The 11979-nt window shown below is 67.3% G+C and carries 13 protein-coding genes and 1 riboswitch; of the genes, 9 read left to right on the forward strand and 4 right to left on the reverse strand.

Going from position 1 to position 11979, the window contains the following annotated elements; all coding sequences use genetic code 11:
- Window positions 1-159 precede the first annotated feature (159 nt).
- From ON27_RS26970 to thiC, 5 genes are all read left to right on the forward strand, one after another.
- Window positions 160-768, forward strand: a complete 609-nt coding sequence (locus ON27_RS26970) for a TetR/AcrR family transcriptional regulator (RefSeq protein ID WP_280411954.1) — start codon at window positions 160-162, stop codon at window positions 766-768.
- Window positions 769-843: 75 nt separating this feature from the next.
- Window positions 844-2040 carry a homogentisate 1,2-dioxygenase gene (locus ON27_RS26975; protein ID WP_043733877.1) on the forward strand — a complete coding sequence of 399 codons (1197 nt, stop codon included), beginning with the start codon at window positions 844-846 and terminating at the stop codon, window positions 2038-2040.
- Window positions 2037-3215 carry a fumarylacetoacetase gene (gene fahA, locus ON27_RS26980; protein WP_043733942.1) on the forward strand — a complete coding sequence of 393 codons (1179 nt, stop codon included), beginning with the start codon at window positions 2037-2039 and terminating at the stop codon, window positions 3213-3215. Before ON27_RS26975 ends, fahA begins: the two co-directional genes overlap by 4 nt.
- A gap of 134 nt (window positions 3216-3349) precedes the next feature.
- Window positions 3350-3796 (forward strand): hypothetical protein, encoded by a 447-nt coding sequence (locus ON27_RS26985; protein ID WP_043733879.1) that lies wholly within the window; start codon window positions 3350-3352, stop codon window positions 3794-3796.
- 156 nt (window positions 3797-3952) lie between these two features.
- Window positions 3953-4075: riboswitch (TPP riboswitch) on the forward strand.
- A complete protein-coding gene (gene thiC / locus ON27_RS26990) occupies window positions 4066-5718 on the forward strand; it encodes a phosphomethylpyrimidine synthase ThiC (protein WP_043733880.1) in 1653 nt (550 codons plus the stop codon). It overlaps the preceding riboswitch by 10 nt.
- A gap of 91 nt (window positions 5719-5809) precedes the next feature.
- On the opposite strand, the gene ON27_RS26995 is transcribed toward thiC, so the two are convergent.
- Together ON27_RS26995 and ON27_RS27000 are read right to left on the reverse strand one after the other, a co-directional pair.
- The gene (locus tag ON27_RS26995; protein ID WP_245560185.1) at window positions 5810-6289 is read right to left on the reverse strand and encodes a DNA-directed RNA polymerase subunit beta; all 480 of its coding nucleotides are present in this window, start codon (window positions 6287-6289) and stop codon (window positions 5810-5812) included.
- Between the two features lie 318 nt (window positions 6290-6607).
- A complete protein-coding gene (locus tag ON27_RS27000; protein ID WP_043733881.1) occupies window positions 6608-7837 on the reverse strand; it encodes a helix-turn-helix domain-containing protein in 1230 nt (409 codons plus the stop codon).
- Between the two features lie 284 nt (window positions 7838-8121).
- Here ON27_RS27000 and ON27_RS27005 point away from each other — a divergent pair, with 284 nt between their 5' ends.
- On the forward strand, window positions 8122-8661 hold the full coding sequence (locus tag ON27_RS27005) for a hypothetical protein (RefSeq protein ID WP_043733882.1): 540 nt from the start codon (window positions 8122-8124) through the stop codon (window positions 8659-8661).
- Between the two features lie 31 nt (window positions 8662-8692).
- On the forward strand, window positions 8693-9676 hold the full coding sequence (locus tag ON27_RS27010) for a hypothetical protein (protein WP_157227356.1): 984 nt from the start codon (window positions 8693-8695) through the stop codon (window positions 9674-9676).
- 184 nt (window positions 9677-9860) lie between these two features.
- On the opposite strand, the gene ON27_RS27015 is transcribed toward ON27_RS27010, so the two are convergent.
- Window positions 9861-10322 (reverse strand): MarR family winged helix-turn-helix transcriptional regulator, encoded by a 462-nt coding sequence (locus ON27_RS27015; RefSeq protein WP_051047026.1) that lies wholly within the window; start codon window positions 10320-10322, stop codon window positions 9861-9863.
- A 90-nt stretch (window positions 10323-10412) separates the two neighbouring features.
- Between ON27_RS27015 and ON27_RS27020 the strand changes: the two genes are divergently transcribed.
- Both ON27_RS27020 and ON27_RS27025 read left to right on the forward strand, forming a co-directional pair.
- Window positions 10413-10874, forward strand: coding sequence for an SgcJ/EcaC family oxidoreductase (locus ON27_RS27020; protein WP_043733885.1), 462 nt, complete (start codon window positions 10413-10415; stop codon window positions 10872-10874).
- Between the two features lie 45 nt (window positions 10875-10919).
- Window positions 10920-11378: a hypothetical protein gene (locus ON27_RS27025; RefSeq protein ID WP_043733887.1), complete on the forward strand. Its 459-nt coding sequence runs from the start codon at window positions 10920-10922 to the stop codon at window positions 11376-11378.
- Between the two features lie 39 nt (window positions 11379-11417).
- Here the strand turns inward: ON27_RS27025 and ON27_RS27030 are convergent, their stop codons facing one another.
- Complete coding sequence (locus tag ON27_RS27030) at window positions 11418-11975, reverse strand: TetR/AcrR family transcriptional regulator (RefSeq protein ID WP_043733888.1); 558 nt, start codon at window positions 11973-11975, stop codon at window positions 11418-11420.
- Window positions 11976-11979: the final 4 nt, after the last annotated feature.

The following is an 11979-nucleotide window of genomic DNA, read 5'->3' on the forward strand; positions in this document are numbered from 1 at the left end:
AAAGGGCAAGGGCGCCAGCGACCATGCCCCGGTGATCGCCGAATTCGCCGACGGACCCGAGCGCCCGTGACCCGCCCGGCACAGCCGCCTTTCCCCCGCCGCAGCACCGGGAACCGGACAGCGGGCGCCAGGCTGGGCGGCCTGAACAGCGATCCATCGGTGGGGCCACGACAGCGGGCGCAACACCTCGGCCCGGAACGCCGCCGCCCGCAGGTGCTCGACACCGCGCTGGCCATCGCCGTCGAGCACGGCATCGCCGCGGTGACCATGGCCGCGATCGCCGAGCGGATGAAGGTGACCCGGCCGGTGGTCTACGCCTGCTTCGCCGACCGCGTCGAACTGATCGAGGCCCTGATCCAGCGTGAGGAGGGCTACCTGGTCAGCGGCGTGCTCGAGGTGGTGACGCCGCGCGACGTGGACGCCGACGAAACCGTCTTCGTCGAGGGTTTTCGCGCGCTGCTGACCAAGGCCGCGAGCAGACCCGACGCGTGGCGGCTGGTCTACGGCAATCCCGACCCGGCGGTGGCGAACTCGTTCGGTCGTGGCCGCGCGCTCGTCATCTCGCGCTGCGCCAAGCTCCTGCGTCCGACGTTGCGGGCTTGGGGCACCGCGGACGCCGAACGCAAGCTGCCCGTGCTGGTGGAGCAGTGGGTCTCCGCGGGCGAGGCGGCGGTGCGCGCGCTGCTCGCCGACCAGGACGGCTGGACGCCGGCGGATCTGGGCGAGTTCGTCGGGGCCGCGGTCTACCGTGCCCTGCGAAACGCCTGATAGCCGATTTTTCCGGGCCTGATCTCACTACGATGGTGATCAACTATCCGACCACCGGTTGGCGGAGGAACGGTCATGGCGTTCTATCGGCGAGTGGGTGCGGTACCACCGAAGCGGCACACCCAGCATCGTGACGAGCAGGGCCGGCTCTACTACGAGGAGCTGATGGGCGAGGAAGGCTTCTCCGGCGACTCCTCGCTGCTCTATCACCGCGGCCTGCCGCCCGCGTTGGTGGACTCGACGGTGTGGGAGTTGCCCGATCAGCGCACGACGCCGAATCATCCGCTGCGCCACCGTCATCTGCGCCTGCACACCCTGTTCCCCGGCGACACCCCGGCCGAGACCGATCCGGTAACCGGGCGGCGGCTGCTGCTGGCCAACGCGGACGTGCGGATCTCCTACGTCGTCGCCAAAGGCGGTTCGCCGCTGTACCGCAACGCGATCGGTGACGAGCTGGTGTACGTGGAGTCGGGCGCGGCGGTGGTCGAAACCGTGTTCGGCGCGCTGCCCGCGCGGCAGGGCGATCAGGTGCTCGTCCCGCGCGCCACGACGCACCGCTGGCGGCCCAGCGGCCCGGAACCGTTGCGGGCGTATGTGATCGAGGCGACCGGCCACATCACGCCGCCCAAGCGCTACCTGTCGAGGTTCGGCCAGTTGCTCGAGCAGGCCCCGTACTGCGAGCGCGACCTGCGCGGTCCGGCCGAGACGATCACCGCGTCCGGCACCGAGGTGGAGGTGCTCGTCAAGCACCGCCCCGGCGGGCAGGTCCTCGGCACGCGGATGATCTACGCCACCCACCCGTTCGACGTGGTGGGCTGGGACGGCTGCCTGTATCCGTACGTCTTCAACATCGGCGATTTCGAGCCGATCACCGGCCGCATCCATCAGCCGCCGCCCGTGCACCAGGCCTTCGAGAGCGCCAACTTCGTCGTCTGCAATTTCGTTCCGCGCAAAGTGGACTACCACCCGCAGTCGATCCCGGTGCCGTACTACCACTCCAACGTCGATTCCGACGAGGTCATGTTCTATTGCGGCGGGAACTACGAAGCGCGCAGAGGGTCCGGGATCACTCAGGGCTCGGTGTCGGTGCACCCCGGCGGCTACGCCCACGGTCCCCAGCCCGGCGCCTACGAGAACAGCATCGGCATCGAGTACTTCGACGAACTGGCCGTCATGGTGGACACCTTCCGCCCGCTCGAACTCGGCGAAGGCGCACTGGCCTGTGCGGATCCGACCTACGCGTGGACCTGGTCCGGGCGGGGCCCCGAGTGAGGACCAGGGTCGAAGTACCGCCCGACTCGCTGTTCGGTACGGACAACCTGCCCTACGGGGTGTTCGTACCGCGGGGCCGAGACCCCCGGGCCGGAGTCCGGCTCGGTGATCACGTCATCGACCTGGCCGCGGTACTGGACGACCCGGTGTTCGCCGCACCGAGCCTGAACGCCTTCCTTGTGCAGGGCCCCGCACGCTGGGGCGCGGTCCGCGAACGGGTCCGCGAAGCGGTGGACGGCGAGATCGACAACGCCGCGGTCCATCCGCTGGCCGACGTGGAACTGCGGCTGCCCGTGCGGATCGGCGATTACGTCGATTTCTACGCGAGCATCGATCACGCGACGAACCTCGGCCGCCTGTTCCGGCCGGACGGCGATCCGCTGCTGCCGAACTGGCGTCACCTGCCGGTCGGCTACCACGGCCGAGCGGGCACCGTCGTGGTCTCCGGCACGGCGGTGGCACGGCCCTGCGGCCAGCGCGCGACGGAGTCCGATGCACCGGATTTCGGCCCGTCGCGGCGGCTGGACATCGAAGCGGAGCTGGGCTTCGTGGTCGGTGTCGGCTCGCGGCTGGGGGTACCGGTCGGGATCGACGAGTTCGCCGACCGGGTCTTCGGCGTCGCGCTGGTCAACGATTGGTCCGCCCGCGACATCCAGGCCTGGGAGTACCAGCCGCTCGGCCCGTTCCTCGGCAAGTCGTTCGCGACGTCGATGTCCCCGTGGATCACCCCGCTGGCGGCGCTGGACTCGGCGCGGATACCGCTGCCGGAACAGTCGCCCGCGCCGCTGCCCTACCTGCGGGCAACCGAGCCGTGGGGCCTGGACATCGAACTCACCGTGACGTGGAACGGACAACCGGTCACCTACCCGCCGTATGCCCGCATGTACTGGTCGCCGGCGCAGATGCTCGCCCATCTCACCGCGAACGGCGCCGCCACCCGCACCGGCGATCTGTACGCCTCCGGCACCATCTCCGGGCCCGCGCGGGATCAGCGCGGCTCGTTCATCGAGTTGTCCTGGGGCGGCCGCGAGCCGATTCTGGTGAACGACCAGCAGCGCGCCTTCCTGGAGGACGGCGACGAAGTGACGATCACCGCGTCGGCTCCCGGTCCGGGTACCGCCCGGATCGGGCTGGGCGAGGTCACCGGCCGCATCCACCCGGCACGTCCGCGCTGAGAATCCGGCCCGGCAACGCCGGTACCACCGGCACGGCCGACGCCCGGCTGCCGGTGACCGCTTCCGACGCTTGAGCACGACGCGATCCGGGTACGCCGCCGCTACAGCCGCCACATACGCCAAGGAGCGAGGTCATGACCGATCGCCCGGATGTTGCGCACCGCAGGCCGGATGGCGTCGACGACGTCACCGTGGCCGCGACCGGAAAACTCTCGGAAGCTCTGGAGACCGTCGAACGCGCCCGCGGTCACCTGTACGCCTTCCACCAGCTGACCGGCGGGGCGGACCTCGCGCTCGACCAGGCGGTAGAGCTGTTGCGCGAGGCGGGGCACGACGGCTTGGCCGAACGCGTATCCACCGAACTGATCGGGCGCAACGTCCTGGCCGGACGCTGGACCTTCCAGATCATCGAGGAATACGACGACGGGTACTACGGCCTGTTCCGCGACATCGAACGAGCCGCCCGAGACGAATTGCTCGACGGTCGCCGCCACCTCTACGAGGCCGAGATGAAAGAAGCCCGCCGCACCCACGGCGCACCCGGACATTCGGCCGGGCCGGAGACGACGGAGGCCCCGTAACAACCGCCGGGATCACCGGCGCGACCGAGCGGGCACGCAGGCGCGTTCGGTCGCCGCCGTTCGTGCTGCTGACCCGCACTACCCGCGAATTCACTCGATCCCGGCGAATCGCCGGGCGAGTGTCAGGGCGGTCCGGGTATGGTCGGGCGGGAAAATTTCACACCCAACGGGGGCTCGCACCAGCGGGCTGAGAGGACGGCTAGCCGAGAGGCGTCAGGGCCGTCGACCGTATGAACCTGACCGGGTAATGCCGGCGTAGGGAGGAAAAGATGGCACTCGCCGATGCGTCCGACGGCCGAACCGCACCCGTCGACAGCGTCACCACCGGCCCCATCGAGGGCAGCGTCAAGCACTATCTCGAAGTCGAGGACCTGCGCATTCCGGTGCGCCGGATCAACCTGACCAACGGGGAGCACTTCGACGTCTACGACACCTCCGGCCCGTACACCGACGAGACGGCGACGATCGATCTCGAAGGCGGTCTACCGAAGCTGCGCGACACCTGGGCCAAGCCGGAGGGCGCCGGTCCGCGCACCCAGCTCGCCTGGGCGCGCGCGGGCATCGTCACGCCGGAGATGCGCTTCATCGCCGCCCGCGAAGGGGTCGCGCCGGAGGTGGTGCGCGAAGAGGTGGCCGCGGGCCGCGCCGTGATCCCGGCCAACCACAAGCACCCGGAGCTCGAGCCGACCATCATCGGCAAGAAATTCCTGGTCAAGATCAACGCGAACATCGGCAACTCGGCCGTGTCCTCCTCGATCGCCGAGGAAGTGGAGAAGATGGTGTGGGCGACGCGCTGGGGCGCGGACACCATCATGGACCTGTCCACCGGCAAGAACATCCACGAGACGCGCGAGTGGATTCTGCGCAACTCGCCCGTCCCGGTCGGCACTGTGCCCATCTACCAGGCGCTGGAGAAGGTGAACGGCGACCCGACTGCGCTCACCTGGGAGATCTACCGCGACACCGTCATCGAGCAGTGCGAGCAGGGCGTGGACTACATGACCGTGCACGCGGGCGTGCTGCTGCGCTACGTGCCGCTGACCGCCAAGCGGGTGACCGGCATCGTCTCGCGCGGCGGGTCGATCATGGCGGCGTGGTGCCTGGCGCACCACCAGGAGTCGTTCCTGTACACGCATTTCGAGGAACTCTGCGAGATCCTGGCGCGCTACGACGTCACCTTCTCCCTCGGCGACGGCCTGCGGCCCGGCTCGATCGCCGACGCCAACGACGAGGCGCAGTTCGCCGAGCTGCGTACCCTGGGCGAACTGACCAAGATCGCGAAATCGCACGGGGTGCAGGTGATGATCGAGGGCCCCGGTCACGTGCCGATGCACAAGATCGTGGAGAACGTCCGGCTGGAGGAGGAATGGTGCGAAGAAGCGCCGTTCTACACCCTCGGACCGCTCGCCACCGACATCGCTCCCGCCTACGACCACATCACCTCGGCCATCGGCGCGGCGATCATCGCGCAGGCGGGCACCGCCATGCTCTGCTACGTGACGCCGAAGGAACACCTCGGCCTGCCCAACCGCGACGACGTGAAAGTCGGTGTGATCACCTACAAGATCGCCGCGCACGCCGCCGACCTGGCCAAGGGGCATCCGCACGCCCAGCAGCGCGACGACGCGCTGTCCAAGGCGCGTTTCGAATTCCGCTGGCGTGACCAGTTCGCGCTGTCCCTCGACCCGGACACCGCGCGGGAGTACCACGACGAGACGCTGCCCGCGGAGCCCGCCAAGACCGCCCACTTCTGCTCCATGTGCGGTCCCAAGTTCTGCTCGATGCGGATTTCGGCGGATGTGCGCGAGTACGCCGCGCGTCAGGGCCTGACCGAGACCGAAGCGCTGGAGGCCGGTATGGCGGAGAAGTCGGCCGAGTTCGCCGACAAGGGCAACGCCGTCTATCTGCCCGTCGTCTCGTAACAACCGCCCGCCGCCCGCCGCGTTCCGGCGGGCGGCGGGATGAAGGGTTCAAGCCCCCGAAGCTTGGCGTGTTGTCGAACTGGGCGCGCGTTCATCGCGCCGTGCGAACCGCTCGGGCGAGCAGGCACGCGCGCACGGCGTCCACCACCACCCGCCCCGAGGGCCGGTAGGCGTCCTGCGGTGCCTCGAGCCATACCCGGTATCGGTTGGCGCTGTCGACCGGGGACGGAAGCGCGATCGACGCACCGTCACGGAAGACCTTCACCCGGTCGCGGAACAACCCCGCGAACGTGCGCGGCTCGTCGGGCAGATCAGGGCGCAACAAGAACGTCCAGGTTCGCGAATACGGGTGGACGATGATCGGACCGAGACTGTGGCCCCCACTGCGCAACCGATCCGCCACCGCGTGGCCCAATGGTTCGGGCGCCGACACACCCCACACGATCGACCCCGCTCGCACGACGATGCGGCCGAGGGTTTCCGGTTCGACCTCCGCAGGAAGCTGGCACACCCGTTTGTAGAACGCGCACCGTCCGTGCGGGGTCGTCAGATCGAAGTTCTCCGCGCTCACGCCTGCACCCCCGCGTCAGTGTGGTCGGCGGTGGAGAGTATCGACTCGTCCTTCGGATACGCCGCTATCCGTTTCAACTCGGCCACCCCCGCCGAATACAACCCCCGCTCACCGCTCGCATCCATACCCCTGCGCCTCCCTGCCATCCGATTGGAAAGCACCCGACGCCGAGGGCATCAACACCAGCCAGCAGCCATAGCTGCGCTGGCGCGGCCGAGATGGGGAATCGGCCCGCTCACCCCGGCGTCGGGGCCGGAGACGACGTTATGAGCGGGGCCACAACGGATTTGTCCGAAAAGGACAGGCGGTGAATCGAACTCAGTTTCTCGGTGCCAGGTCAGGTGCGATTCCTAGACGCCAGGCCAGGCCGCGCAGATTTCGGCCCCCGGCGTCCCGTCGGGCGGTGCGGAGCTGATCCGCGATGGCTTCACGAACGAAGAAGTCAGTGCGAACCTGTTGCGGTGCGATGTCTTCGGCCTTCATGAGGAGGGCGAGACCCTTGTCTCGGTACTTCGGCTCGGAAAGGAGCGTCCGCCCGGCTTCGGCGTAGTAGTTGGCGCGGCGGGACTGCGACGGAATGGACTCGATGGGCAGACCTCGCGCCAACTCCACGGCACCTGCCCCATCTCCGAGTTCCATTCCGATCGACGACCGCCACATGCCGACGTTGGTGCGACCGAACCACAGTCGGGCAAAGCCACCGATTTCCTCATCCATCCGTGCCGCGACTGCTTCGGCCTCCGCGAGGTGTGTGTCAGCGGTGTCCCTATCGGATTGCACCGCTCCCGCCAGCGCTGCGGACAAGTGGAGCATGCCGTATGCCTGCAAGGCGGAGCCGTCATCGAGATGCGGCCTGAGTCTGTCGGCTGTACGCACGGCACGGTCGTACTGTTGCGAGCGCGAGAGCGAGCCCGCGATACTGCCGCGCAGCCAAACCGCGAACCCGATCCATGCAGGTGACTCGAGTTCTTCCGCGCATGCGTACGCAGCCTTCACGATCATGATGGGCAAGCCCCGGACTCCGAGCCGCTTGGTCGTCTGCGCCAACGCGTAATAGCAGCGGATGATGCCTACCAGGACATCTCGTCTCCACTGGGGCCGCCGGACGTACGCCGCGTGCAACTCGGTCAGCAGGCCAGGAGCCAACGCACAGGCAGCCGCGTAGTCGGTGGACTCCCGAACGAGTTCCAGCGCAGCCAGATCCTCAGCGATCTCCGCCCATTCGCGGATATCAGTTCCGGGATCGGTGCCGAGTTCACAAATCTCCAGCGCGTTCTCGACGGCGATCAGACCGGCGTACGCCTCGGCCGCTGGACCATCGGTGATCTCCCACGGCTGACCATTGAACTCCGAGGGCGATACCTTCAGTGCACGCGCGATCGCCTCGAGGGTGGCGCGATTGGACAACGGTTGTTCTCCGCGCTCGAGTCGGCCGAGATATCCATAGCTGATACCAGCCAGGCCCGCGACCACTTCGAGGCTCTGCCCGCGCCAGGCGCGGATCTCGCGCAGCCTGCGCCCGACTTCGTTCGGTGGAATGTCGTTCATGGCGTGCTCCTCCGCCGATGGCTCCCACTTGCGACGGTACCTGCGGAATCCCATCATGCCGGTGGGAGACAGGCAACAAAATGCGGGACTCCCGGCGCTGGCTCCCGGCCGATCCTCGTGCGGCAGGTCCGGCGGTGGGATATGCACTCGTACAAGTCGGTGTTCTTGTCGGGCTCCTGGCCGATCCCGGTGCGAACGGGTCCGTGTTTCGCGCACAGCCCGCCGGAGGCGTGGGAAACTCGGCCTGTTCGTCGTCGCGGGGTCTGATCGAACAGGGAGGAAGCATGGGCAGGGACGTCGCCTACACCGAGGCCGAGCGTCGGCAGATGGACGCCGACCAGCACGACCCCCGATGGTTGGCCTGGCTCGCGGACATGGACGCGGGCCTGGAGCGATTCTTCACCGAAACCGCGCCCGGGATGCCCGATGATCCGTGGTCGGCCGACGGGCTGCGCCATGCGGAGGCGCGCGCGCTCGAGCTGTTTCCCACTTTCGAGTCGGTGAGTCTGCCGGAGAGCCGCGCGATTGCCGACGAGTTCCACCGTTATCTGGGTGAGGTTTTCCGGCGCAGGTTCGAAGGCCACTGGTACAACGTGCCCAGCCACGACGATAGGCAGCACACCCGAGGTTACGGGCCAGTGGTCGATCTGCCGTTCACAGATGTGTACTTCACCGTGATCTCTCAGCTGACAGCGGCCATGGATCGGCGGACCGGACACTTCTGGGCACGGACGTTCGAGCGGATGCAGACCGCGCACCGCGAATGGGTGGATGCCGGACGCCCGCCGCTGAGTGTCTGGCTCGCACAGCGCAACACGCATTAGCAATCACATATTCGTGCGCAGGGGGGATGGCATGGATGAAGAAGAGCGCTACCGCCGCTATGTAGACCGGCAGTGGTTTCGTGGTCTGCGTGCCCGTCTGCCTGCGGACTATCGGCGTGTGCGAGATTCCCGCGCCCGCTCGCGCGAATTCGGCAATCTGTTTCGCGATGGGATGTGCGAGCTGCTCGGCCGGACAGCGGAAACCGGGTGGACGACAGAGCTGCGGTACGACACCAAAACCGGTCGCCGGTTCCACGACTCCGCCAACCCCGAGCGGTTGCGAGCAATGGAGTTCAAGGCCGGACGACTCGGAGACAAGTGCCTGCCCCAGCTCGAGAAAGACGCTGCCGCGCTCGAGGCCGGATGGACCATCGAGTGGTACAAGGTGCCCGGGGCCAAAGTGGATTCCAAGGTCGCGGTGAAAATGCAAGAACTGTCCGAGCGCTACCCCGATCAGTTCGTCGTCATCACGGTCACCCGCGAACAATTCGCCAAGGCGATCGAGCTGGGCAAGCAACGCGAGCGTGAGCGCGCCGAGCGTGAGCGCGCCCGCCAACAACCCGCTAGGGAAGCCGAGGCCCGCACCCATCCGCAACCACCCATCAAGGCGGACACGCAGCGAATCGAACAAGAACGCGCCGAAGCCCGCGCCGACGAGCGCGCCATGCAAGCCATGCTCGACTTACACACCCAACACCAGCATGCCCAGCAGGCGGAGCAACAACGCACCCCGGACACCCGCGCCGAGACCGGGCAGACCCGCGACACCGCATCCGAGCGCGACCCCACCGACGCAGCCCGCACAGCGCGGAAAGCGGCCGAACAGGAACGCGCCGAACGGATCGCCCGCGCCGTGCGCGAGGGCCTTCCTCCCGAAGTCGCGCGACTGCTGATCGAGGGACAGGCCCAACCGCTCTCGACCGCGCTGCAATCCCCGTCACATGACACGCCCCAGGTCACCCGGGGCGGAACACTCGGCCAGGACCGTACCCGAGGACAGTCCCGCGAGCAGTAATCGGTGCCCTCGAATCGAGTTTCCGGCGACGGTGGATTCAGACGCCGGTTCGTTGCTCGATCACGCGTCGGCCACCGTCACCGAGACGCACCGCAACGCGATCGCCGGAGCGCCCGGCATATCCGCCGATCCGCCCGTCGTCTGGTAGCGAACTGCCGCCTTGTCCCGGCCCGGCGGCGGTGCGCTACTCCGCTCCCCTTAGCAGCGCGGTGACCCGCAACGAAGTCTCGTGCAGCCGGTCGAACACCTCGAGCACGAGTTCCAGCTGCTCGGCGGTGTATTCCTTCATGGCCGCACCGAATTCGTTCGCCAGCACTTCGTAGTGCGGCGCGAGCGCGTCGATCTTCTCTTGGACCACGCTGACGATGACCCGCCGCCGGTCCTGCTCGTCGTGTTCCCGGCGCACATATCCGGATTTCAGCAGTCGGTCGATCATCCGCGTGATGGCTCCGGTGGTCAGCCCTGTCTGCGTGGCGAGTTCGCCCGCCGTGGCCGGGCCGCCGAGGCGCAACAGATTCAGGCAGCGCAGATCGGTCACGTGCATGCCGAGTCGATCGGCCACCGCCTGATGCATCATCACGGCGTCGGTGGCGCTGCGCTGGGCGGCCAGCGTCAGCGCGACGCCCAACTCCGCACGGTTCGACATGTTGACAACCTCGCCTTACTCGATCAATATCTTACTGAATCAACTATTTACTCGATCAGTTATTGATCGGCTCATCTTACGGGAGATGCCATGTCCATCGACCAGCGCACCGACGCCGACGCCGTCCGTGACCTCTTCGATCGCCAGGCGCAGGCATGGGCCGACGGCGACGCGGAAACGTTCGCCGCCCTGTTCACACCGGACGCGGACTACGTCACCTGGGTCGGCACGCACTTCAAAGGGCGAGCGGCCATCGCCGCGAGCCATGTACCGCTGTTCGAGAAGTACCTGAAGGGCACCCGACTGGACGGGGAGATCACCCAATTGCGCTTCCTGACACCCGATATCGCGATCATCCACAGCAAAGGCGCGGTACTGAAAGGCAAACAGCGGCGCACCCGGCGCAACACCAAAGTGCAGACCACCGTCGCCGTGCGACAAGACGGCCGATGGCAGCTCGCCGCATTCCACAACACCAAGTACCACTGGCTACTGGAGACGCTGGCAACGAAATTCGATCCCCGCCAAGCCCCTTCCAAGCTCGCGAGCTGATCCTCGGCACTGTGACACTGTCCTGCTACTTCGAGAAAGTTGTACGTGGACGACGACGAACGCCAACTGTGGGAGTTCGCGGTAGGACTCGGGTTGCCGGACGCGACCGGGCCCGGAGCTCTCGACGGCGAGGGAATCCACCCGGTTGCGCTGGCGCTCGAAGAGAGCGCCCATCGGATCCGCGGGGTGAACCGTATCCCGTGCTTCACCAGCTTCGGGCCGGTCACCTCGGTCGATGAGTTCGCTCAGCGGGCTTGGGGCGACGCGTACGACCCGGCGCGTGTCCCAGTCGAATGCCGTCTCGCCGTCTATGTGACCGATGACGAGTTGGATGAACTGGTGCTGGCGGTCGTAGCGGATCTCGGCATCGACGTGGACGGATACTCCTCAGTAGTCGGCCGTAAGGTCACCCTCGGCCTGCGAACCATCTCACTCGAATCGCCAGAGAACAGATTCTTCCAGCATCTCGTCGACCAGTACCGGGATCGGCCGACCACGGATTGACTGCGACGCGCTGAAGGCAGGATCGCAAGTCGAGCGAGATCATGGCACCGTCTGCTCGATGAGCCGGCGGGCCGCTCGATCGGTGCGTTCGACGTCACCGGTGATCAGCCGGTCTTGCAGAATGCCGCGCAAGCCTGAGACCAGCAGAGTCGCGACGACTTCGGGGTCATCGACGGACTGGATGACGCGCAGCCCGTCGGCCAGCGCCGAGACGAACGCGGCGATGGCCGAGGTGGCGTAATCGCCGTAGGGACTGTGTGGCGCGCAGGCCGCGCCGAGGACTTGAAGCATCACCCGGACGCTCGTGCGGCCCTCACCCGAGGTGTTGGCGGTCCAGAAGTCCCACAGACGGTCACGTAGTTCGGGCGCATTCCTGATGCCGGTGAAGAGGGCCGCGATGTCGGGGCGCTGCGTCGCCAGCGCTTGGACCAGCAGCTCCTCCTTGGTCGTGAAGTAGTAGATCAGCATGCGGGAGCTGGTGCCGAGTTCGGCGGCCAGCGGGCGCAACGACAGGTCCGCCAGCCCGTGCTCGGCGATATAGCGCACGACGGCAGCGAGGAGCTCGGCGCGTTTGGCGTGGTCGAGAGGGCGAGCCATGAGT

It is taken from the genome of Nocardia asiatica NBRC 100129 (assembly GCF_000308415.1).
Lineage (GTDB): Bacteria > Actinomycetota > Actinomycetes > Mycobacteriales > Mycobacteriaceae > Nocardia > Nocardia asiatica.

Bases quoted from the DNA above. Each gene is read 5' to 3' on its own strand.
- ON27_RS27015 (WP_051047026.1), bottom strand. From the start codon at position 10,322: ATGTCGAACCGTGCGGAGTTGGGCGTCGCGCTGACGCTGGCCGCCCAG.
- ON27_RS27000 (WP_043733881.1), bottom strand. From the start codon at position 7,837: ATGAACGACATTCCACCGAACGAAGTCGGGCGCAGGCTGCGCGAGATC.
- ON27_RS26975 (WP_043733877.1), top strand. From the start codon at position 844: ATGGCGTTCTATCGGCGAGTGGGTGCGGTACCACCGAAGCGGCACACC.
- thiC (WP_043733880.1), top strand. From the start codon at position 4,066: ATGGCACTCGCCGATGCGTCCGACGGCCGAACCGCACCCGTCGACAGC.
- ON27_RS27030 (WP_043733888.1), bottom strand. From the start codon at position 11,975: ATGGCTCGCCCTCTCGACCACGCCAAACGCGCCGAGCTCCTCGCTGCC.
- ON27_RS27010 (WP_157227356.1), top strand. From the start codon at position 8,693: ATGGATGAAGAAGAGCGCTACCGCCGCTATGTAGACCGGCAGTGGTTT.
- ON27_RS26985 (WP_043733879.1), top strand. From the start codon at position 3,350: ATGACCGATCGCCCGGATGTTGCGCACCGCAGGCCGGATGGCGTCGAC.
- ON27_RS27020 (WP_043733885.1), top strand. From the start codon at position 10,413: ATGTCCATCGACCAGCGCACCGACGCCGACGCCGTCCGTGACCTCTTC.
- ON27_RS27005 (WP_043733882.1), top strand. From the start codon at position 8,122: ATGGGCAGGGACGTCGCCTACACCGAGGCCGAGCGTCGGCAGATGGAC.